The sequence below is a fragment of the Kitasatospora sp. NPDC058444 genome (assembly GCF_042721415.1).
Lineage (GTDB): Bacteria > Actinomycetota > Actinomycetes > Streptomycetales > Streptomycetaceae > Kitasatospora.
Genome location: NZ_JBHXLL010000023.1, coordinates 1 through 21,612 on the forward strand (window position 1 = coordinate 1; position 21,612 = coordinate 21,612).

The 21,612-nt window shown below is 73.4% G+C and carries 20 protein-coding genes and 1 tRNA gene; 9 read left to right on the forward strand and 12 right to left on the reverse strand.

Annotated elements, in window-relative coordinates:
• Positions 1-174: 174 nt before the first annotated feature.
• The 5 genes from ACFWP2_RS23290 to ACFWP2_RS23310 all read right to left on the reverse strand — a co-directional run bounded on the left by ACFWP2_RS23290 (position 175) and on the right by ACFWP2_RS23310 (position 7,072).
• Positions 175-1,398, reverse strand: a complete 1,224-nt coding sequence (locus tag ACFWP2_RS23290) for a glycosyltransferase (RefSeq protein ID WP_380454396.1) — start codon at positions 1,396-1,398, stop codon at positions 175-177.
• Between the two features lie 151 nt (positions 1,399-1,549).
• Complete coding sequence (locus ACFWP2_RS23295) at positions 1,550-3,232, reverse strand: ABC transporter ATP-binding protein (protein ID WP_380454596.1); 1,683 nt, start codon at positions 3,230-3,232, stop codon at positions 1,550-1,552.
• A gap of 65 nt (positions 3,233-3,297) precedes the next feature.
• A complete protein-coding gene (locus ACFWP2_RS23300) occupies positions 3,298-4,287 on the reverse strand; it encodes an ABC transporter permease (protein ID WP_380454398.1) in 990 nt (329 codons plus the stop codon).
• Complete coding sequence (locus ACFWP2_RS23305; RefSeq protein ID WP_380454400.1) at positions 4,284-5,321, reverse strand: ABC transporter permease; 1,038 nt, start codon at positions 5,319-5,321, stop codon at positions 4,284-4,286. The genes ACFWP2_RS23300 and ACFWP2_RS23305 overlap by 4 nt, the downstream gene beginning before the upstream one ends.
• Before the next feature lie 32 nt (positions 5,322-5,353).
• On the reverse strand, positions 5,354-7,072 hold the full coding sequence (locus ACFWP2_RS23310) for an ABC transporter substrate-binding protein (RefSeq protein WP_380454402.1): 1,719 nt from the start codon (positions 7,070-7,072) through the stop codon (positions 5,354-5,356).
• Between the two features lie 486 nt (positions 7,073-7,558).
• Here ACFWP2_RS23310 and ACFWP2_RS23315 point away from each other — a divergent pair, with 486 nt between their 5' ends.
• From ACFWP2_RS23315 to ACFWP2_RS23335, 5 genes are all read left to right on the forward strand, one after another.
• Positions 7,559-7,879: a hypothetical protein gene (locus ACFWP2_RS23315; protein ID WP_380454404.1), complete on the forward strand. Its 321-nt coding sequence runs from the start codon at positions 7,559-7,561 to the stop codon at positions 7,877-7,879.
• 23 nt (positions 7,880-7,902) lie between these two features.
• Positions 7,903-8,535 carry a hypothetical protein gene (locus ACFWP2_RS23320; RefSeq protein WP_380454406.1) on the forward strand — a complete coding sequence of 211 codons (633 nt, stop codon included), beginning with the start codon at positions 7,903-7,905 and terminating at the stop codon, positions 8,533-8,535.
• Between the two features lie 801 nt (positions 8,536-9,336).
• Positions 9,337-9,519: a thiazolylpeptide-type bacteriocin gene (locus ACFWP2_RS23325; RefSeq protein ID WP_380454409.1), complete on the forward strand. Its 183-nt coding sequence runs from the start codon at positions 9,337-9,339 to the stop codon at positions 9,517-9,519.
• 233 nt (positions 9,520-9,752) lie between these two features.
• Entirely contained in the window at positions 9,753-12,374 is a 2,622-nt protein-coding gene (locus tag ACFWP2_RS23330; protein ID WP_380454411.1) for a lantibiotic dehydratase, read from the forward strand.
• Positions 12,371-13,570: a lantibiotic dehydratase C-terminal domain-containing protein gene (locus ACFWP2_RS23335; RefSeq protein WP_380454413.1), complete on the forward strand. Its 1,200-nt coding sequence runs from the start codon at positions 12,371-12,373 to the stop codon at positions 13,568-13,570. The genes ACFWP2_RS23330 and ACFWP2_RS23335 overlap by 4 nt, the downstream gene beginning before the upstream one ends.
• A 97-nt stretch (positions 13,571-13,667) precedes the next feature.
• On the opposite strand, the gene ACFWP2_RS23340 is transcribed toward ACFWP2_RS23335, so the two are convergent.
• The 3 genes from ACFWP2_RS23340 to ACFWP2_RS23350 form a co-directional block, all read right to left on the reverse strand.
• The gene (locus ACFWP2_RS23340; RefSeq protein ID WP_380454416.1) at positions 13,668-13,913 is read right to left on the reverse strand and encodes a hypothetical protein; all 246 of its coding nucleotides are present in this window, start codon (positions 13,911-13,913) and stop codon (positions 13,668-13,670) included.
• Entirely contained in the window at positions 13,910-15,070 is a 1,161-nt protein-coding gene (locus ACFWP2_RS23345) for an anion permease (protein WP_380454418.1), read from the reverse strand. The genes ACFWP2_RS23340 and ACFWP2_RS23345 overlap by 4 nt, the downstream gene beginning before the upstream one ends.
• A gap of 75 nt (positions 15,071-15,145) precedes the next feature.
• Entirely contained in the window at positions 15,146-15,463 is a 318-nt protein-coding gene (locus tag ACFWP2_RS23350) for an NAD(P)H-binding protein (protein ID WP_380454420.1), read from the reverse strand.
• A 45-nt stretch (positions 15,464-15,508) separates the two neighbouring features.
• Between ACFWP2_RS23350 and ACFWP2_RS23355 the strand changes: the two genes are divergently transcribed.
• Positions 15,509-16,240 carry a hypothetical protein gene (locus ACFWP2_RS23355; protein ID WP_380454422.1) on the forward strand — a complete coding sequence of 244 codons (732 nt, stop codon included), beginning with the start codon at positions 15,509-15,511 and terminating at the stop codon, positions 16,238-16,240.
• Positions 16,241-16,298: 58 nt separating this feature from the next.
• Positions 16,299-16,406: transfer RNA gene (locus ACFWP2_RS23360), tRNA-OTHER, on the forward strand.
• Positions 16,407-16,762: 356 nt separating this feature from the next.
• Here the strand turns inward: ACFWP2_RS23360 and ACFWP2_RS23365 are convergent.
• Positions 16,763-16,981, reverse strand: a complete 219-nt coding sequence (locus ACFWP2_RS23365) for a hypothetical protein (RefSeq protein WP_380454424.1) — start codon at positions 16,979-16,981, stop codon at positions 16,763-16,765.
• Between the two features lie 117 nt (positions 16,982-17,098).
• Between ACFWP2_RS23365 and ACFWP2_RS23370 the strand changes: the two genes are divergently transcribed.
• Together ACFWP2_RS23370 and ACFWP2_RS23375 are read left to right on the forward strand one after the other, a co-directional pair.
• A complete protein-coding gene (locus tag ACFWP2_RS23370; RefSeq protein WP_380454426.1) occupies positions 17,099-18,190 on the forward strand; it encodes a DUF5937 family protein in 1,092 nt (363 codons plus the stop codon).
• A 140-nt stretch (positions 18,191-18,330) separates the two neighbouring features.
• A complete protein-coding gene (locus ACFWP2_RS23375; protein WP_380454428.1) occupies positions 18,331-18,957 on the forward strand; it encodes a hypothetical protein in 627 nt (208 codons plus the stop codon).
• A 91-nt stretch (positions 18,958-19,048) separates the two neighbouring features.
• Here the strand turns inward: ACFWP2_RS23375 and hypE are convergent, their stop codons facing one another.
• From hypE to ACFWP2_RS23390, 3 genes are all read right to left on the reverse strand, one after another.
• Positions 19,049-20,068 (reverse strand): hydrogenase expression/formation protein HypE, encoded by a 1,020-nt coding sequence (gene hypE / locus ACFWP2_RS23380; protein WP_380454598.1) that lies wholly within the window; start codon positions 20,066-20,068, stop codon positions 19,049-19,051.
• A 109-nt stretch (positions 20,069-20,177) separates the two neighbouring features.
• Complete coding sequence (gene hypD, locus ACFWP2_RS23385; RefSeq protein ID WP_380454430.1) at positions 20,178-21,314, reverse strand: hydrogenase formation protein HypD; 1,137 nt, start codon at positions 21,312-21,314, stop codon at positions 20,178-20,180.
• Entirely contained in the window at positions 21,311-21,610 is a 300-nt protein-coding gene (locus ACFWP2_RS23390; protein ID WP_380454432.1) for a HypC/HybG/HupF family hydrogenase formation chaperone, read from the reverse strand. The genes hypD and ACFWP2_RS23390 overlap by 4 nt, the downstream gene beginning before the upstream one ends.
• Positions 21,611-21,612: the final 2 nt, after the last annotated feature.

Here is a 21,612-nt window from a genome sequence, read left to right on the forward strand (position 1 = left end):
TATTCTTTTTTTTTTTGTTTGGTTGTGTTTTTTTTTTATTTTTTTGGTTTGTGCGGGGCGGCGGCGGGGGGGCCCGTCCCTCACCGGGCCGTCCCGCCGGCGGGCTCCGCGCCGTGCCGGGGCCGTCGCCTCCTCGCCCCTGCCCTGGTCCGGGCCGTCCTCGGGCGGCGGGACTCAGCGGCCGGGGTCCTCGACGACGCGGGCGATGCGGGCGAGGACGGCACCGGCGCCGTCCTCGCCCGCCATCAGCCCGGCGACATCAGCCGCCCGGCGGCGGACCGGCCCGGCCAGAGCGGCCGTGATCGCGGCGGCGAGGCGCTCGGCCGTCAATTCCCCGAACGGCACGGGCTCCGGGGCCACTCCCAGCCGGTGCAACCGTGCCGCCCAGAACGGCTGGTCGACCATGACGGGCACCGGTACGGCGGGAACCCCGGCGCGTAGCGCGGCGCCGGTGGTACCCGCTCCGGCATGGTGGACGACGGCGGCCATGCGGGGGAACAGCCAGTCATGGGGCAGGTCGCCGACCGAGAGGACGCCGTCACCCGCCGCCTCCAGCCCCGCCCAGCCCGCCTGGACCACCGCGCGCACACCCGCCTGCCGCACCGCCGCCGTCACCAGCTCGCCCAGCCGCGCGCCCTCCCCCGGCGCCATGCTGCCGAAGCCGATGAAGACCGGGGCCGGACCGGCCTGGAGGAAGTCGACCAGCTCGGCCGGGGGCCGCCAGTCCAGCGGCCGGGCGGGCCACCAGAAGCCCGCCACCTCGACCAGGGCCGGCCAGTCCGCCGGGCGCGGCAGCAGCAGCGGGCTGTAGCCGTGGACGACCGGACGGGTGTGCCCGAGCGGTGGCGGCGACGTCGTCCCGGGAAGGCCGAGGCGCTCACGCATCCGGGCCACGGCACCCGAGAACAGCCGCTCCGCGCTCCGGAGCCGCTCCCGGCCGGCGGCGAGGTTGCCCGCCGGCCCCAGGTCCCCGCTGCCGGCCGGGCCGGGCAGCGGGAACTCCGTGGTGGCGAAGGCGGGCGTGAGGTAGGTGCCGAGGACGGGCACGCCGTGGGCCTCGCCCGCCGTCCGGCTGAGCGGCGACGGGGCGAAGGCGGTGAGCAGCAGGTCGGCGCCGCCCGCCACGGCGTCCGCCACACCGTCGGCGAGCCCGTCCACGAACGCGGTCGTCAGCGCGCGGGTCTCCTCCGGGGACGTGGCGCGGGCCCTGGCGCGGATGAGCTCCTCCGGGTCCCCCGGCAGCGGCCGGTACTCCAGGCCGCAGGACTCGATCAGCGTCGTGAAGGTCGGATGGGCGACCACGGCGACCCGGTGCCCGGCGTCCACCAGACGTCGGCCCAGACCTGTGAACGGCGCGACGTCCCCGCGGGAGCCGGTGGTGACGATCAGGATACGCATGGGGTGATTCTCCACGGCCGGCCGGTGCGGCCCCGGCCGCGCCCCTCCGGGCCGGAAGCGGCCCGGCATCCGTACCACCGTGGATGTCCGGCACCAACGCCGCCGGCCCGCACCCCGTGGGGTGCGGGCCGGGCCGGGGCGCCTGGGTCGGTCAGGCGGTGGCGGAGGCCAGGCGGGCGTGGCGCCGGGCGGTCGCCTCGGCCGGGTCGAGAACGGGTACGGCGGCCAACAGGCCCTTGGTGTAGGCGTGCTGCGGCGAGTCGTACACCGTGTCGGCGTCGCCCTGCTCCACGATCCGCCCGGCCCGCATGACGGCGACGCGGTCGCTCACCTGCCGGACCACGGCGAGGTCGTGGGCGATGAAGACCAGGGCGAGACCGAGGTCGCGCTGCAACTCGCCTAGCAACTCGACCACTTGGGCCTGGGTGGTGACGTCCAGCGCGGAGACCGGTTCGTCGCAGACGATCAGTCGCGGCTGGGGTGCGAGCGCCCGGGCGATGCCGACCCGCTGCCGCTGCCCGCCGGAGAACTCGTGCGGATAGCGGTGGTACCAGTCGGGGTCGAGCCCCACGCGTTCGAGCAGTTCGCCGACCCGGGCGCGGATGCGGCGCTCGTCGCTCTCGCCGGCGATGCGCAGCGGGTCGGCGACGGACTCCCCGATGGAGCGGCGCGGGTTGAGCGAGGACACCGGGTCCTGGAAGACCATCTGCAGTTCCCGCCGGAGCGGGCGCAGTTCCTTCTCCCCGAGCGCGCCGATGTCGCGGCCGCGGTAGTGGAGCCGGCCGCCGGTCGGCTCCAGCAGCCGGACGAGCATCCGTCCGAGCGTGGTCTTCCCGGAGCCGGACTCGCCGACGATGCCCAGCGTCTCGCCGGCCCGCACGGTGAGCGAGACGCCGTCCACGGCGGCGACGGGGGCGGCGCGCCGGGTGAGGCCGCCCCGGGTGGCGAACTCCCGTCGCAGGTCGGTGGCTTCGAGCAGGACGTCTCCCCCGGGCGAAGCCGCCGGAGCGCTCTGGACGTCCGGAGTGCCGGGTGCGTCGACCCGGGGCACCGCCGACAGCAGCGCGCGGGTGTACGGCTCGCGCGGAGCGCCCAGCACCTGGGTGACCGGGCCGTGTTCCACCGCCCGGCCGTCCTTCATCACCAGCACCCGGTCCACGCTCCCGGCGACCACGCCCAGGTCGTGGGTCACCAGCACCAGTCCGGCCCCGGTCTCCGCGCGCAACTCGTGCAGCAGGTCGAGGATCTGGGCCTGGACGGTGACGTCCAGCGCGGTCGTCGGCTCGTCGGCCACCAGCAGCCGCGGCTCGCAGGCCAGGGCCATCGCGATCAGCACCCGCTGGCGCATGCCGCCGCTGAACTCGTGCGGCCGCGACCGCGAGCGCCGTGCCGCGTCGGGGATGCCGACGCGGTCGAGCACCTCGACGGCCCGCTCCCTGGCGGCCCGGCGGGAGACGGCCCGGTGGACCCGCACCACCTCGGCGATCTGGTCGCCCACCGCGTAGTACGGGTCGAGCGCGGAGAGCGGGTCCTGGAACACCATGGCGGCCAGTCCGCCGCGCAGGCGCCGGAGTTCGGCGCCCTCGGCGGTGACGGCGTCGACGCCGGCGACCCGGACGGAGCCGCCGATCCGGGCGCCGGTCCCGCGGTGCAGGCCGAGCAGCCCGTACGCGACGGTGCTCTTGCCCGAGCCGGACTCGCCGACGATGCCGAGCGCCTGCCCGGCCTCCAGGGTGAAGCCCACGCCGTCGACGGCGCGGACGTGGCCGTCTCCGACGGGGAAGTCCACGACCAGGTCCCGGACGGCGACCAGGGGTTCGGCCTTCACTGGCACTGCCCTGAGCGGCTCCGCCCTGAGCGGCTCCGCCTTGAGCGGCTCGGCCTTCAGCGGTTCGGCGCTCACGTCAGGACCACCCTTCGGTCGGCCACCGCGTAGAGCACGTCCGCGATGACGTTGGCGAGGACCACGCAGAACCCGGTGACGAGGGTGAGCCCGACGACGGTCGGCAGGTCGATCAGGCCGACCGAGGTGACCAGCAGCTTGCCGAGCCCCGGGAGGCCGAAGAGCGACTCGGTCAGCACCGCGGACCCGAACATCGTCCCGAGGTCGATGGCGGTGAGCGCGATCACCGGGGTGAGCGCGCCGCGCAGCGCGTGCCTGGTGACCAGGCGCCGCTCGCTGACGCCGTACGCCCGGAAGGTGCGGATGTGGTCGTCGGCGAGGGTCTCCAGCATGGAGGAGCGGGTCAGCCGGGCGTACTTGGCGGACTCGATCAGGGCGAGCGAGACCCAGGGCAGCAACAGGCCCCAGAACCACTGCTGGGGGTCCTCGGTGAGCGGCACGTAGCTCGGGAACGGCAGCCACTGGAACTGGGCGCACAGGACGATGAGCAGCACCAGGCCGATGACGAAGACCGGGATGGAGCTGCCGGCCAGTGTCAGCCCGGTCAGCAGCCGCTCGCTGAGCCGGCCCCGGCGCAGCGCGGAGACCAGCCCGGTGCCGACCCCGAGGATCAGCCAGAGCACCATCGCGCCGAGCGCGAGCGAGGCCGTCACCGGGAGCCGGGCGGTGATCATGTCGGTGACCTGCTCGCCACTGCGGTAGGAGACGCCCAGGCAGGGCGCCGGGCAGTGCAGCAGGCCCGTGCCGGCGCTGAAGTCGCGGCCGGCGACGATGCCCTGGAGGAAGTGGGCGTACTGGAGGTAGACGGGGGCGTCGAGGCCGAGCCGTTCGCGCACCTGGGCGACCTGGGCGGGGCTGCACTTCTCGCCGCAGGCCAGCTGGGCGGGGTCGCCGGGGGCGATGTAGAAGACCGCGTAGACGATCAGGGAGAGGGCGAGCAGGACGCCGAGCATGCCGACGGCCTTGCGGAGCAGGAAGCGGGTCATGCCGTGGCCTCCTCAGCGGCACTCGAAGAGCCGGCGGTCGAAGGAGCCGCGGTTGCCGCACCGCCGGTGCCGCGCGCCGTGCCGACCCGCAGCCGGGAGGCCGCGCGGGGGTCGAGCTCGGTGCGGACGGCGTCGCCGAGCACGGTGAAGGCGAGCACGGTGGCGAACAGCAGCGCGGACGGGAGCAGCACGTACATCGGGTCCGCGCGGAACCAGGTGGTCGCCCCGGAGAGCATCTGGCCCCACGAGGAGGTGGGCGGCTTGACGCCCACGCCGAGGAAGGAGAGCCCGGCCTCGGCGATCACGTTGGACGGCAGCAGCACCGCCGCGTAGGTGATGACCGGCGCGGCCAGGGAGGGCAGCAGTTCCCGGCGCGCGATGCGCCAGCGGGTGGCGCCGGCGAGCCGGGCCGCGGCCACGTAGTCGAGCTGCCGGAGGCTGAGCGTCTGCGCCCGGACCACCCGTGAGGTGCCGGCCCAGCCCAGCAGCCCGATGACCAGGGTCAGCAGGAGCGGGCGGGGGAAGTCGGAGGGCACCACCGCCATCAGCGAGATGGCGAAGACGAGCGAGGGCAGCGCGAGCATGACCTCGGTGGTGTTGCCGATCACCTGGTCGAGCAGCCGGTTGCCGAGGCCCGCGGCGAGGCCGAGCAGGACGCCGATGGCGACCTGGACGAGGGTGGCGCCGACGGCGACGAGCAGCGAGATCCGGGCGCCGTGGACGAGCCGGGCGAACACGTCGCGCCCGGTGCCCGGTTCGACGCCCAGCCAGTGCTCGGCGCTGACGCCGCCGAAGGAGCCGTTGGGCACTCCGCCGGCCGCCGAGTCGAGCAGGTCGTTGTGGTAGCTGGTGGGGTCCTGGCCTTCGAGCGCGCTGAGCAGCGGTGCCGCCATCGCGACGAGGGCGAGCAGGACGATGACGAGGCCGGCGGCGAGGGCGGCGCGCCGCGCGAGCAGCCGCCGCCACACCTGCCGTCCCCCGGCGGCCGGGGAGGCCGCGGGGGCCTCCCCGGCGCTGGGTTCCTGTGGAGCCATGGTTGTCTGACCGATCCGTTCGTTCCCGCCCGCTACTTGACCGCGACCTGGGAGATGTCGAGCACGCCGGTCCAGTCGCTGATCACGATGTTGCGGACGTCCTTGCCGGAGAGCCGCTTGTAGACCGGGTGGAACAGCGGGACGGTGAGGGCCTGCTCGCCGATCCGCTGGTCCAGGGCGCCCCAGCGCTTGGCGGCCTCGGCGTGGTCGGTGATCTTGTTGATCCGGTCGATCTCGTCGTTCACCGACGGGTCGTCCAGCTGCGCGGAGTTGAAGTTGTAGCCGTCGGTGACGATCTGCCGGCCGTCGAAGATCGGCGCGAGGAACGGGCCGCCGGACGGCCAGTCGGCGCCCCAGCCGGAGAGGAAGAGGCCGGGCTCGGTGCTGACGGTGTGGATCGTCTTGGAGTACCGGGTGGAGTCCAGGGCCTCCAGCTGGACGGTGATCCCGGCCGCCTTCAGGCCGTCCTGGACGGCGGTGGCCAGGTCCGGGCCGTAGCCCTTGCCCACGGCGCTGGAGTGGGTGAGCGTGATGGTCAGGCCGTCCGGGTAACCGGCCTCCTTCAGCAGCTCCTTGGCCTTCTCCGGATTGCCGGTGGCACCGGCCGGGAACGGGTCGGACGGCGTGTAGCCGAAGGTCTCCTGGTTGGGCAGGTAGGTGGTGGCGGCCTCGGCGAGCGAGGAGCCGCCGGCCGCGTTGACGACCGAGGTGCGGTTGATCGCGTAGGCGACGGCCTGCCGGACCTTGGGGTTGTCGAAGGGCTTGACCTTGGGGTTGAACGCCAGGTAGTTGACGTAGCCGAAGTGGCCGGTGCCGACGCGGGCGGCGAGGGCCTTGTCGTCCTTCACCTGGGCGAGTTCGGAGGGGCCGAGGTTGGTGTCGGTGGTGACGGCGGCCGCGTCGGCGCCGGTGCCGGCGCTGAGGCGCTGGTTGATCACCGCCGGGTCGAGGCCGGACTGCACGTCGACGGTGTCGGGGTACGCCTTGCGCTGGTCGTCCGTCGCCGCCGACCAGTTGGGGTTGCGCTTGAGGACGAGGTGCGCGCCGTCGTTCTCGTTCTTGACGACCTGGTAGGGGCCGGAGGAGACGGGGTGGTCCTGGTACTTCGTCCCGGTGTCCTTGGCCTTCGGCACGGGGGCGAACTGCGTCTGGGTGGCCAGGTACGGGAAGTCGCCCTCGGGCTTGTTGAGGTGGAAGACGATGGTCTTCTCGTCCGGCGTCTCGATGGCGTCCAGGGTGCGGCCGTCCTTGTACGGGCCCTGGTAGTCGGCGGCGCCGACCAGCCAGTCCCGCAGGAACGGTGCGCCACCGGAGAGTTCGGGGGCGAATGACCTTTCGATGCCGTACTTGACGTCGGCGGTGGTGATCGGCGAGCCGTCCTCGAACTTCAGGCCGTCCTTGAGGTGGTACGTCCAGACGGTGGCGCCCTCCGAGGGGGTGCCGGTGTCGGTGGCGAGGTCGGGGACGACCTTGGTGCCGGCCGCGCCGTCGGCCCGGTTGCGGGTGGTGAGGGTGCGGAAGACGAGCGAGGGCACGTTGCCGCCGCCGGAGGTGTAGAGCCGTGCGGGGTCGAACTGCTCCTGCGGGTTCTGGTTGAGGACGGTGAGGGTGCCGCCCTGCTGCGGCGCGGCATCCTTGCCGGTGCCACCACCGCCATCGGCCTTCGGTCCGCACGCCGCCAGTCCGACGACGAGCGCGACGGTGACGGTCGCCGTGGCGAGGCGGCGAGGGGTGAAGGTGGTTCGAGACATCGGAAAGGGAGCCTTTCGCTACCGATGGTGTACGGAGGAAGGCGGGCGACAGTGAGGCCTGGGAAAGAATGAGCGGCACCGCGCCCGCGGGGAGGGGCGACGCCCCGATGCGGCGATCACCGCAAAACGCGTCGGGGCAGGCGGATTCAGCGACAGTGATTGTCGGAAACGCAGTGCACGGCCACGCCGATCAGCGCCAGCTCAATGGCGGCGCACTCGATCGGGTGACGGTCAGACATGCCGAGAAGACTGTATGAACTTAAGCGGAATGTCAAAACTCCACTTTCCAACTGCCCACCATGTGAACACCGGAATGGGATTCCCCGCACCGGAAGACCCCACACAGATCCCCCCGCCGTTCACCCCGATCAACACCGCCACCGGTGGCGACGGCTTCACCCCGTCCTCTACACCGCCACCGTCAACGGCGTCCCCACCCCCGAGATCTGGAACATCTACCACCACGGGTTCTCCAACACGGCCAGCGTGGTCTGCACCGACCAGCTCACCAACGGCCCCTGTCCGACCCCGAGCGGAGCCCCCGCCGACTGGCCCCAGGCGCTGAACTCCTCGGTCGCCGGGGCGACCACCGGTGACCTCGGCAGCACCCGCACCCCGACCTACGTCCTGCTCGGCTCGAAGCTCTACTACGCCGCGATCAGCCGGGTCACGCTCGGGCTGATCGGCGTCGGCTGCATCGACCTCCAGACCCATTCGACTGCTCCGTCACCTCCGTCACCAACCAGGCGTCCGCCGTCACCAACGGCCAGCCACCCGTCACCTCCACCGCCGTCACCCTCCAGGTGACCCCGGGCACCCAGTGCACACCGATGCTGACGATCAACAAGGAGGTCTGCCAGTCCGACGACGCCGCCGACTGCGGCGCGGGCGGAGCCGGACCGTGGGGCAAGGAGGCCACCCTGCACAGAGGGAACGCACCCGCGGAACTCTGCGCTCCGGACAAGTGCCGGGCCTTCTGGCGGATCACGGTCACCAACACCGGCACCGTGGACCTGACCGGCATCACCCTCGACGACTCCCAGGAGCCGGCCTGCGTGGTGGCGGCGGGAACGTTCGACCTGGCGGCGGGGCAGACGAAGACGTTCCACTGCTCCAGCCTGATCAGCGAGGACACCGTCAACACGGTCAGCGCCTCCTACCTGCCGCCGGACTCCCCGCCGGGGACCGCACCCGTGACCACCGCGCCGTCCTCCGCTCTCGCCCGCTGCGAACCACCGTGCGAGAAGGACAAGTGCCACCACCACAAGCCCGGCCACGGCCACGGCCCGCACGACGGCGACCCGTACCTCCAGAACGGCGGCGGAACCTGGCCGTCCGCCGTCTCCTCCCTCCTTCCCTCCCTCACCGCCGACTTCCTCCCCTCCCCCACCACCGATCCGACCGTGACCGACCTGGGCTGGCTGCTGCCCATCCTGGTCGAGGCGGGCGGGACGACGGGCTGACCCCGAACCGGCCCGGACGGGCCGCAGGGTGGTGGCCGGGGCAGAACCTCCTCCCCGGCCACCACCCTTCGTGCGCTGCGCCAGGGGTGGCCTCGCCGTCCCTTCCGGGGTGCCGCCTCCCGCGCCCGGCGCGACCCCGGCGAGCGAGGGCGCCCGCCGGCGGATGCGAGGGGCTGGCCGGATCCCGCTGGCTCCGCTCCACCGAGGCACGGAGACCGCGAGCGGCGCGGACAGGACGGGAGGCGTGAAGGCGGAGTGAAGGATCTGTCGGCAGCCGCAGGGGCGTGGAACCGCCCTCCTTGCAGCAAGGACGGAGGCGAACCACTCCCCCGGCCGTACCGCTCCACCGACGCCGCGCAAGCCGAACCCGCCGATGTTTCAAGGACGTACGCATGTGGGCGAACCGGGCACCGCGGAGCCCGGACGGGGTCCGGCCGACGCCACCGGGCGAAGCGGATTACCGGCCAATGTGACCGGGGCGCTCTCTCGGTGGAGCGGACCGCGACCTAGACTCGGCGAAGCGGTGGCGCCCAGCCGGTATCGATCCGATCCGCGCCGTGCGCCCACGGGGGACCAGGCACATCCGCACCATCCCGCTTGAGCACGCTCGTCCGCTCGAGCACGCACGTCGCACTTCCGCGCTCTGCGCGGTGCCGCCGCACCGCCGGCGGACGGCGGCTCCTGGGGATCGTGTTCCTGTCATGGGCCGTCGTCGCGCATCCAGCCCACGTTCGGCACCGACCTGGTCCGACGATCCACCAGGTCGACCCCTTCGACTTCGACACTCTTCGGGAGACCTCCATGTCCGACCACCCGCAGGACGCCCTCGTGCTCGACGACCTCGACCTCGACCTGGGCGAGCTGACCATCACCGCGCTGCGTGACAGCATCGCGCTTCCGGAGGGCGGCGCGTCCACCAACGCCACCTCCTGCAACTCGTCCTCCAACTCCAGCATCGTGCACCCGCCGACGACGCAGTTCTGAGGACCGCCCACCGATCCGCACCAAGCCTGACCAGCCTTGACAAGCCCTGCCGAACGGTACTGAAGCACCACGGAACCCGGCGCGTTCCGATGCGAACGCGCCGGAACGCGCCGGGTTCCCCCGCTGCCCCGTCTGCTCACCGGAGGTCGCCCGCCGTGCCCAACCGTGCCCCGTCCCGGGCCCCCTCCCCGGCTCCGTCCGGGGCCGCGTCCGCGCCCGTGCCGCCGGCCCCCGTGCCACCGGCCCCGGCGTACGCCGCGGCCTACGCGCTGGTGCGCGCCGCCGTGCTCGCCCGGGCCGCGCAGTCCGCCCCCTCCGCTCTCGCACGGGACCTGCTGGCGCGGCTCACCGACGTGGAGGCCGCCGACGCCGCCCTCCGCCCCGTACTCGGCGACGACCTGTACGCCAGCCGGTCCGGACACGACGAGGAGTTCCACCGGCGGGTCGTCCTGCCGCTGCGCCGGGACCTGCACAACGGACGCACACCACGCGCCGCGCGGCTCGACCGGCTCGGCGACCTGCCCGCCCGGCTCCCCCGGCTCGCGCGGTGGCTGGAACTGCGGGAGCGGCGCGCCCGGCTGCTGGCCGAACTCGCGGCGGCCGTGCCGCCGGCGCTCTCGGCGGAACGGGCCGCGCTCGCCGAGGTGTGCCGGGAGCCCGCGTTCCGCCGCGCCGTCGCGCTGGGCAGCGCCGACCTGCTGCGCGCGGTGGTCAGCGCGTCGGACGCGGGCGCGGAGCGGTCGGGCCGGGCCCGCAAGGAGGAGGCCGGCATCCTGCGCCACGCGCTGCGGGCGACCGGCAAGACCAGCCCGCTGTCCTGGTTCACCGCGGTCGGCTGGGCCTCGGACTACCCGCTCCCGGGCACCGCGGGGACGGCTCCGCGCGCGGTCGTCCGCGTCAACCGGACCCTGGTCGGCGCGCTCGTCCTGGCCCTGCTCGACGAACCCCGGCGGGTCCGGAGCCTGCCGCACCGGATGACCAGCGCCGCCCGCGTCGACGCCGGACGGGCCCACTACCGTCGCACCCGGGTGGAGTTCGTCGGGGGCCGCCAACTCGCCACGCGCGAGGAGGAGGTGGAAGTCGGCGCCCGGCCGGAGCTGGCCCTGCTCGCCGCCCTCGCCGAGACGCCCGACCCGCCGGACCGGCTCGCCGCACGGCTCGCCGAGGCCCTCGGACGCCCCTGCGGCGACCCGGCGGTACGGCGGTTCGTCGAACAACTCCTCGACGCCGGGCTGCTGGTGCCCACCGAACCGGTCGGCCCGCAGAGCGCCGATCCGCTGGAACAGCTCGCCGTCTGGCTCCGGACCTGGCCCGAGGACGCCGGGCTGGTCCGCGGCCTCCGCCGGCTCGCCGACGACACGGCGGCGTACGCGTCCGCGCCCGCCGAGCGCCGACCGGGTCTGCTCGCCGAACTGGCCGCCGCCTGGCGCCGATTGCTCGCCGAGGCCGGCCGCCCCCTGCCCGACGGGGCCGCGCCGCTCACCGTACTCACCGAGGACGTCCACGCGCCCGCCCCGCCGCACCCCCGACCGAGCGCCGCGGACCGGGCCGCGCTCGGCGAACTCACCGCGCTGGCCGAGCTGTTCGACCATGGCCACCTGACCCGCCCGACGGCCCGGGACCGCTTCGTCGCCCGGTACGGCGTCGGCGGCGTCTGTTCCACGCCGTGGGAATTCGGCACCGACGTCGACAACGCCTGGACCGATGTTCCCGTCCCCGACGAAATCGCCTCACTGCGAAGGGAGTTCGTCGACCTTCCCGAGACGGACGGGGAGGTCGTGCTGCCGGCCGACCAGGTGCGCGCCCTGGCCGCCCGGCTGCCCGACTGGACGGCGGCCCGGCCACTCAGCTACTCCTGGTTCGTCCAACATGCGCCCACCGAGGGCCTGTTGTGCGTCAACCACGTCTACTCCGGCTGGGGCCGGTTCACCAGCCGGTTCCTCGACGCCACCGCGCCACAGGCCGCGGCCGAGGTCGCCCGGCAGATCCGCACCGGGCTCGGCGAAGGTGCGCGCGCCGCCCAGGTCCGCCCGGTGGGCGGCTTCAACGCCAACCTGCACCCGCTCCTGCTCGCCGAGGAGATCGGGCCCGACCACCGGTGGTCCACCCTCGCCGAGGCCGACCTCGACCTGGTCCACGACGTCGACAGCGACCAGCTCCGGCTCCGGCTGCGCTCCACCGGCGAGTACCTCGACGTCCTGTACCTGGGCTTCCTCTCCCCGATCATGCTGCCGCAGCGGCTGGCGCCCCTCGTCTCCGACCACCCGAACGGCATCGTCGCCTTCCCGTCCCTGCTGCCCCGCACGACCCTGTCCGCTCCCGGCGGCACCGTCACCCGCACACCGCGGCTGCGCCACCGGCACGTCGTCCTGGCCCGCCGCCGCTGGCACCTCCCGGCCGAGGTCCTCGACGCCCTGCGGGCCGACCTCGCCGCCGACCCCACTGCCGACCCCGCCGCCGGTCCCGGCCCGGACGGCGTCCCGGTCGCCGCCGTCGCCCGCTGGCGCGCCCTGCTCGGCCTGCCCGAGCAGCTCTTCCTCCACCCCATGACGCGGCCCGCCGAGAACGCCCCGTCCGTCGAGGCCTTCCTCGACCGGCTCCGAGCGCCCAAGCCCCAGCCCGTCGACCTCGGCAACCCGCTCCACCTCCGGCACCTGGGCCGCTGGCTCGCCCGCCACCCGGACGGCGCCGTGCTGGAGGAGGCCCTGCCCCTCATCGGCGGGCAGCCGGAACCGACGCGGACGGTCGAACTCGTCCTGGAGACCTACCGCCCGGCCCGGCCCGCCCCCGCCCGTACCCCTGCCCACCCCGTGTCGTCCGTACCGCCGGTACGGCACCGAGGAGCCACCCGATGAGCGAGCCCATGAACGAACCGGTGAGCGCTCCGACCGTCCACCCCACGCCCCCGACCGCCCGCGACGTGATCCTCTACCACTACCAGCCCAGCAAGGCACGCGCCCTGCGCGAGGCCGTCCTGCCGCTGGCACGGCGGGCGACGGAGCAGGGGCTGTGCGCGCACGTCGAACGGCACTGGCGGTTCGGGCCGCACCTGCGGCTGCGGCTGGAGGGGCCGGCCGAGCGGGTGGCCGCCGTGGCGGAGGAGTCCGCCCAGGCGCTGCGGGCGTGGGCCGCCGCGCACCCGTCGGTCGCCGACCGCACCCCGGAGCAACTGCTCGCCGAGGCCGCCCTCGCCGGCCGGGCCGAGCTGATCGCCCCGCCGTACGGCCCGCTGGTGCCGGACAACACCGTCCGGGTGGTGCCCGTCGACCCGGCCGCGACGGCCGACCTGCAAGCCCTGCTCGGGGCCGAACCGGCCGCGCTGCGCGATGAGTTGATGCGCGACGGGCTGCCCGCGATCGCGTCGGCCTGCGAGTTCCTCGGGGAGCACGGCGACACCGCGCAGGCCCGGGTGCAGCTGGTGGTCACGGCGCTGGCCGCGCACGCGAGCACCCACGCGGACGGGCTGATCGGCGGGCACTACTCCTTCCTCTCCCACCTGGAGGACTTCCTCGTCCACGAGGACCCCGACGGCCGCGTGCGCGCGGCCTTCGACCGGCGCTGGGAGCGCGGCGGCCCCGCGGCCACGGAGCTGGTCCACCGCGTCGCGGCCGGGGGCACCCGGGGCTGGGAGCGGGACTGGGCGCGCTGGTCGGCGACGGCCTGGCACCGGGCCGAGCAGCTGCTGGCGGCCGGGGCCGACCTCTCCGGCCGCGGCGAGGAGTACCGGGCCCGCGCGTCCGCCCTCGGCGACCCGGCCACCGCCGAGCGCTGGGACTTCGAACTGCGCACCCGCTACAGCGATTTCCACCGGACACTGACACGCCTCGACCCCGACGGCACGCTGTTCAGCCGCACCCACTACCTGATCTACCGGACCAGCACCAACGCCCTGTACCGGCTCCTCGCGATCTGCGACGTCCGGCCGGTGGAACGCTACCTGGCCGCGTACCTCCTCGTGCGCAGCGTGCCCGAGCTCACCGGACACCGGTGGCAGGACTACCTCGCCGGGGTGAGCGCCGCGCTCGAGGAGCCCGCCGAAGGCCATCACTGACCGCCGCCCTCGCGGCCCGACGCGGCCCGTCGGGTCCCGCGACAGCCCGCGACAGCCCGCGGCACGGGCGGAAGCCCGGCGGGCGCGGGCCGGGCGCTCAGCTGTGGTTGACGATGATGTAGATGCCCCAGCCGATCGCGGCGAGGACCACCGCGAAGCACACCGCGGCGACGGAGTAGCCGAGCGCCCCGGCGGTGCGGCGGGAGACCCCGGCCTCGTCGATCCCGACGGGTGGGTAGAGGGCGCGCACACCGATGGCGAACAGCGCGGGAAGGCCGGCGCCGGCGAGGAATCCGACCACGATGATCTTCCAGAGCGCGTCGAGGTCGATCCAGGAGGTCACGGGGCCACCTCGTCGGTGGCGGGCACCGGCTCCGGGATGACCGAGCCGGTCCACGCGGCGTTGACGTTCTCCGGGGTGACGGCCGGGTGGCGGGATGCGAGGAAGAAGGCGATCGAGGCCAGCACCAGGACGACGAAGATGGTCACGACGCCCGCGGTTCCGCCGATCCCGTTGGCGACCCAGTAGGCCAGCGCCCCGACCAGCCCCGCGGCCGGGAGGGTGAGCACCCAGGCCACCACCATCCTGCGGGCGAGGTTCCACCGGACGACCGCGCCCTTCTTGCCGACCCCCGATCCGAGGATCGACCCGGTGGCGACGTGGGTGGTGGAGAGCGAGTAGCCGAAGTCGGCGGAGCAGAGGATGACCGCGGCCGAGGCCGACTCGGCGGCCATCCCCTGCGGCGGTTCGATCTCCACCAGCCCCTTGCCCAGTGCCCTGATGACCCGCCAGCCGCCGATGTAGGTGCCCAGCGCGATGGCCGTGGCGCAGGAGGCGATCACCCACGTCGGGGACTTCGCCCCGGTGCTGAGCGTTCCGTTGGCGATCAGGGCCAGTGTGATGACGCCCATGGTCTTCTGCGCGTCGTTGGTGCCGTGGGCGAGCGAGACCATGCAGGCCGAGCCGACCTGCCCGCTCCGGAAGCCATGGGTGCGCGGGCCCTCGGCGACGTTCCGGGTGACCCGGTAGACGAGGTAGGTGCCGAGCGCGGCGACCGAGCCTGCGATGAACGGCGACAGCGCGGCCGGCACGATCACCTTGTCGACCAGGCCCTGCCACTTCACGGCGGAGGTGCCGGCCGCCGCTATGGTCGCCCCGACCACGCCGCCGATCAGCGCGTGCGAGGAACTCGACGGGATCCCGACGTACCAGGTCGTCAGGTTCCACAGGATGCTGCCGGTCAGGCCGGCCATGACCACGGTCAGCGTCACGTCGTGGCTCTGCACCAGACCGCCGGCGATCGTGGCGGCGACCGCGGTCGACAGGAACGCGCCCACCAGGTTCAGCACCGCCGAGACGCCGACCGCCACACGCGGGGGGAGCGCGCCGGTGACGATCGAGGTCGCCATGGCGTTGCCGGTGTCGTGAAACCCGTTGGTGAAGTCGAAAGCCAGCGCGGTGGCCACCACCAGCGCCAGAACCACGTCGTTGCCGGTCACGGGTCCGAACCTAACCCGCCGAGCGCCGCCGCCCCGCTCCCCCGCCACCCGCACGGGGCCGGGCGGGGGCGGACATCATCCGACCGGACCAGCGCCCCGCACGCCCGATGTCCGTGCCGAGGCCGAGGCGGGCCGCAGCGGATCGTGCCGACCGGCCCGGCCGATGCCCGACAGGACCGTGTCCGCGCCTTCGACCACCCCCGCCACCTCCCCCGGGTCGAGCGCGTTCGCCCGCACCACGGTCAGCTCCGGATGCCGCACCGCCAACCGCGCCGGATCGCGGACGACGGCGCTGACCCGCAGCCCGAGCGGGCCTCCCTCCGGCGGCGAAGACCCTCTTCCCGGAACCCCGCCGTCACTCTCCGCCGCCCGACGGGACTGCCACCCGGTCAATAATCGAGTGTCGCCGATCAGTTAGGGCCTGATAGCGTCCCGGACGTGGCAAAGCTGAACCAGATCATCGCCGTTGAAAAGGGCGTCAAGTCGAAGTCCTTCCAGGAGCTGACGCAGGCCCACCAGGACCTGCAGAAGCCCGCGCTGCTGGCCGGGATCTCCCGCACCTACCAGCCCAAGGACGAGGAGGGCGAGCAGCTGCCGCCGGAGTCGACCCGGGTGCAGCTGAAGGCCGAGGACATCCTGCGGTCCACCGCGCAGACCCTCACCCGGCTGTTCGACGTGACGGCCACCAAGGACTGGGCCAACATCGGTGCCGGCGCCGACGTCGTGGTCGACGGCCAGGTGCTCCTCGCCCAGGTGCCGGTCCCGTACCTGCTCTTCCTGGAGAAGCAGCTCACCGACCTCTTCACCTTCGTGAAGAAGCTCCCGGTGCTGGACGCCTCCGAGTCCTGGAACCTCGACCCGTCCACCGACGCCTGGAAGACCGAGCCGGTGCGCACCATCCGGACCAAGAAGGTGCCGCGCAACCACGTCAAGGCCGAGGCCACGGAGAAGCACCCGGCCCAGGTCGAGGTCTACTACGAGGACATCGCGGTCGGCTACTGGACCACGGTCAAGTTCTCCGGCGCACTGCCGGCCCGCCGGGTGAACGAGCTCGCCGAGCGGGTGGAGAAGCTCCAGCAGGCCGTCAAGTTCGCCCGCGAGGAGGCCAACGCCGTCGAGGTCACCGACAAGAGGGTGGGCGACGCCGTCTTCGGCTACCTGTTCCGGTAGCCCCACGATCGCCCGCCCGGGGAGCCGGGCGGGTGCACCGGGCGCGTCGAATTCCCTGTCCGGGGAGCCGGGCGGGAAGGATGCGCTGCACGGTGCGAAAAGCTGACACTGACGTTGAAGCTGACCAGGGGTCACAGTGGAGGTTCGAGTCCTCCCCCCGGAACCACCGGCCGGGGTAGCCCAAGCAGGCAGAGGCAGACCCCCTGAATCTCAGACTCTCGCTCCAGTCTCAGCATTCGCCGCCGAACACCGGATCGACCGGGCGCGGACGAACATCGACGAATGCAGGTTCAAGTCCTGTCTGTGCCGCTCCGTGGCACGGTAGTTCAAAGGTAGAACGCGTCGATTTCAAGCTGATCCGCGGCCCTTAAACGTGCCGGTGTGAGCAATTGGGCGGCAAACAGGGGCCCGGGAGCAGGCTACGCTCCCGGGTCCTCTCACGTTTCCGGGTCCTCTCACACTCCCGGCCCGTCCGACACGCAGGACCGCCGAGGACATCGCGGCCGGACGCACCGGGGTCGGCTACCACGCCCCGGCCCGGCGCCGACGGCGGAGGGCCAGGCGAAGGGCGAGGCGGAGGCGGCCGGTGGTGGGGCGGCCGGCGAGGACGGCCTCGAAGCGGCGGTGATCGCGGGCCGCACGGAGCACCGCGACATCGTGGGTTCCGGGGGCCGGCGGGGCCGGCTCGGCGTGCTGGGCGGCCCGGTAGGTGTCGAAGAGGTGCTGCTGCAGTGCGTTCATGTGCCCACCGTGCACCCCGGCCACCCCACAAGTCCCGCCGATTGACGACCCCCGTCAAATGACGGGACGGCTCCCCCCGCCCGACCCGGCCCGGGAGCGGCCCTGCACCATAGGGGGGTGAGCGTGACCATTGACATCACCGGACTGCCGCACGAGCGGATCACCTTCTGCCCCTCGCCCCTGGCCGAACTGAGCAACGCGCTGCACGCGCTGGCCGAGCCCGCCCACCACGCCCGGCTGCAGGCGTGGACGACGACGACCGCCGCCGCGCTCGAACCGGAACTGGCCGACCGGCTGCTGGAGGCCGACTTCATGTGGAGGTCGACGCGCTCCGACTTCCTGATGCCGGCCCGGCCCCGGGACACCCTCGCCGAGGAGCTGGACGACCTCGACCGCATGGACGACGAGAAGTTCGTCGGCGCGGCCCTGGAGATCTCGTGCAGCATCAGCCACTACCCCAAGGGCCTGCCGTCCCCACTGGTCGACGCATCGTCACGGCGCCGCGCGCTCGACCTGGCGGCGGCCCGAGGCCCGCGCCAGGCGGCGTTCGTCGAGCGGATGCTCGCCGAACCCACCGCCATGCGCGCCTGGATCCGGCGCCTGCTGGAGGACTGCGACCAGGCGTTCTTCGCCGACACCTGGCGCCGGGTCCGCGTCCAGCTCGCCGCCGACGCCCAGCACAAGACCGAGCTGCTGCGCCGCAAGGGCCTGGCGGAGGCGCTCACGGCGGCGTCGCCGGCGCTGAGCCTGGAGGAGGACGAGCACGGCAGCCGGATCGTCGTCGACAAGCTCGTCCAGGGCCGCACCGAGGCCCGCGGCACCGCCCTCACCCTGCTGCCGACCGTCTTCGGCTGGCCGCACCTCTTCACCCTGTACGGGCCGGGCTGGCAGCCCGTGATCCAGTACCCGGCCGCCACCCGCGAGGTCGGCGGCACCGAGCCGGTGGAGACGGTCAAGCTGCGCCTGGACGCGCTGACCCATCCAGTGCGGATGAGCCTCTGCCGCAACCTCGCACGCGGCGCGTACTCGACGAGCGAGCTGGCCGACGCGTACGGCATCACCGCCCCGGAGGTCTCCCGCCACCTCGCCGTGCTGAAGAAGGCCGGGCTGGTCCGCACCCAGCGCCGGGGCCGTTACGTCCTCCACCAGCTCGACATCCCGGTGGTGGCCCGGCTGGGCAGCGACTTCCTGGAGTCCGTGCTGCGGTGAGGTCGGCCGGGGAACGCTGGTGGGCCCCGTCCGTGACCGTGGGTGATGACGCTACTGGGCTCAGCCGGATTGCCGGGCACCCCCGGGCCCGGAAGGCTGGGGCCCGGGGGAAGCATCCGGCACACCAGGAGTCCTCGCAGATGTCCCCGAAAACGTTCTCCCCGAAGGGGATGGCCGCCGTCGCCGTGGGCCTCGCCGGCATTCTCGCCCTCGCCCACGTCGCCTTCGCGGGCGCCGCCGTCACCATGAACATGAGCACCGGAAGCGCCGAGTGCACGCTGTCCTGGGCGAAGGACGGTGTCACCTTCAAGGCCCTCACCCCGGGCGGCAGCACCTCGTCCTTCCGGGACGTCAACGCCACCGGGACGGTCACCATCGACCTCACCGCCGTCGGCAACCCCGTCTCCCTGGCGAACTCCGTCTACATCCGTACGGCGGCCAAGGGCGGATTCACCCTCACCGACGCCGCCGGCCACTACGTGCAGGTCTCCAACCTCGAAGGCAGCCTCTCCGGCGACAGCACGTTCGTCGTGCAGACCAGCAGCGACCCGGCGGGTGCCCGCATCCCGGTGTACGACATCCCCACCCGGCCCGAGATCAGCCCCGACGTGCAGTCCGTGGTCCCGCCCCGGGTCGACCTCGCGCTCTCCGACATCAGGATGAGCGTCCTGCCCGAGTTCGCCGCGGTCATGAACCAGACCTTCGGCGACGGCACCATCCAGCCCGGCGACCAGCTCGGCACCTGCACCGCCGAGACCACCTCCTGATCCGCCCGCCGACAGCGGTACCCGCGACGCGCCGGTGCCCCGGGAGGAGCCTCCCGGGGCACCGGCCCTCACGCCATCGGCGTACGCGCCGTCAGCAGATCCGCGGCAGCTGTTCGCCCATCGGCAGGTCGACCACGCGGGTGCCGCCGAAGCCGGTGCGGGCCACGACCATCCCCGGGTGCTCCTCGACGCACTCGCCGATCACCACCGCCTCCGCGCCGAGCGGGTGGGCGCGCATGGCGGCGAGCACGGCGTCCGCCGAGCCGCGCGGGACGAAGGCGACGAGCCGGCCCTCGTTGGCGATGTACATCGGGTCCAGGCCCAGCACCGCGCAGGCGTTGGCCACCGCCTCCGGAACGGGGACGGCGCTCTCGCTGAGCACGACGCCCACCCCGGCCGCGGCCGCGATCTCGTTGAGCGCCGCCGCCAGGCCGCCCCGGGTGGGGTCGCGCAGCACGTGCAGGTCGGCCGTGGCCGCGAGCATCGCCTCGACCAGGCCGCCGAGCGCCGCGCTGTCGCTGCGCACGTCGACGCCGAACTCCAGCCCTTCCCGGACGCTCATGATCGCCACACCGTGCAGCCCGATCGGGCCGCTGACGATCACCACGTCGCCGGGCCGGGCGCGCTGGGGCCGGATGTCGACCCCGGCCGGGACGAGCCCGATGCCCGCCGTGTTCAGGTAGATGCCGTCGCCGTGCCCGGCCTCGACCACCTTGGTGTCCCCGGTCGCGATCTCGACCCCGGCGGTACGGGCGGCGGCGCCGATCGCCCTGGCGACCCGGTCCACCACGGCCGTCTCCACCCCCTCCTCCAGGATGAAGCCGCAGGAGAGGTAGGCGGCCCGGGCGCCGCTCATGGCGAGGTCGTTGACCGTGCCGTTGACGGCGAGGTCGCCGATGCAGCCGCCGGGGAAGAACAGCGGCCGCACCACGTAGGAGTCGGTGGAGAAGGCGAGCCGGGCGCCGCCCAGCTCCAGCACGGCGGAGTCGCCGAGCCCGGCGAGCAGCGGACCGCCGAAGGCCGGCGCGAAGAGGTTCTGCACGAGTTCGGCGGAGAGCGCCCCGCCGCCGCCGTGGCCCATCACCACCCGGGGGTGGTCGCGCAGCGGCAGCGGGCAGCTCCAGCCGGAGAAGTCGGGCCGCTCGGCGCCCGGTTCGACGGGCGGTCCGGAGAGCGCTCGGGTGGGCGGTCCGGCCAGAGCTTCGGTGAGCAGTTCGGTGTCAGCCAACGCGGCTCGCCTCCTCGACCCGGACGGACGTCGTACCCGGCACGCCCAGCCGCCGGTACAGGTAGTACGCCGCGCACGCCCCTTCGCTGGACACCATCGTGGCGCCGAGCGGCGTGCGCGGTGTGCAGACGGTGCCGAAGGCCTCGCACTGGTGGGGCTTCAGCAGGCCCTGGAGCACCTCGCCGCTGCGGCACTCGGCGGGTTCGCGGGTGGTGATCCCGGCGACGTCGAAGCGGTGCTCGGCGTCGTGGTCCCGGTAGCGCGGCGAGAGCCGCCAGCCGCTGCGCGGGATCGTCCCGATGCCCCGCCAGGCGCGGTCGGCGACCTCGAAGACGTCCTCCAGCATGGCGCGGGCCGCCGGGTTGCCCTCCGGGCGGACGGCCCGCGGGTAGGCGTTGTCGACGGTGTGCTCCCCGCGTTCCAGCTGCCGTACGGTACGGCGGATGCCTTCCAGGATGTCCAGCGGTTCGAAGCCGGTGACGACGATCGGCACCCGGTGGCGCTCCGCGAGCGCAGGGTACTCGGCGGTGCCCATCACGCTGCAGACGTGTCCGGCGGCGAGGAAGCCCTGGACCCGGCAGTCCGGGGAGTCCATGATCGCCTCGATCGCGGGGGGCACCCGGACGTGCGAGACCAGCATGCTGAAGTTGCGCAGCCCCTGCTTCCTGGCCAGGTGGACGGCCATGGCGTTCGGCGGGGCGGTGGTCTCGAAGCCGATGCCGAAGAAGACCACCTCCTTGTCCGGGTTCTCCCGGGCGATCCGCAGGGCGTCGAGCGGGGAGTACACCACCCGGACGTCGCCGCCCTCGGCGCGGACCCGGAAGAGGTCCCGGTCGGTGCCGGGCACCCGCAGCATGTCCCCGAAGGAGCAGAAGACCACTCCCGGCCGGGCGGCGATCGCCAGTGCCCGGTCGATCATGTCCAACGGGGTGACGCACACCGGGCAGCCCGGCCCGTGGATCAACTCGACTTCCTCCGGCAGGAGTTGGTCGATGGCGTGCCGGATGATGCTGTGCGTCTGGCCGCCGCAGACCTCCATCAGCGCCCACGGCCGGGTGACCGTCGCCCTGATGTCGGCGAGCAGCCCGGCCGCCAGCTCGGGGTTGCGGAACTCCTCCAGGTACTTCACCGTCCGGCCTCCTCAGCCTCTGCCCCTGCCCCTGCCCCTGCGGCTTCCCAGGGGTCGCCGAACTCCTCCTGCAACAGCCCGAGTTCCTCGAAGAGGGCGAGGGTGCGCCGGGCCGACTCCTCGTCCAGGCGCTGCAGCGCGAACCCCACGTGGACGATCGCGTACTCCCCCACCGCCAGGTCGGGCAGGTACTCCAGGCAGACGTCCTTGACCACGCCGCCGAAGTCCATCACCGCCATCCTGGTCCCGTCCCGCTCCCCGATCTCCGTCACCCTGCCGGGCACCGCCAGGCACATCC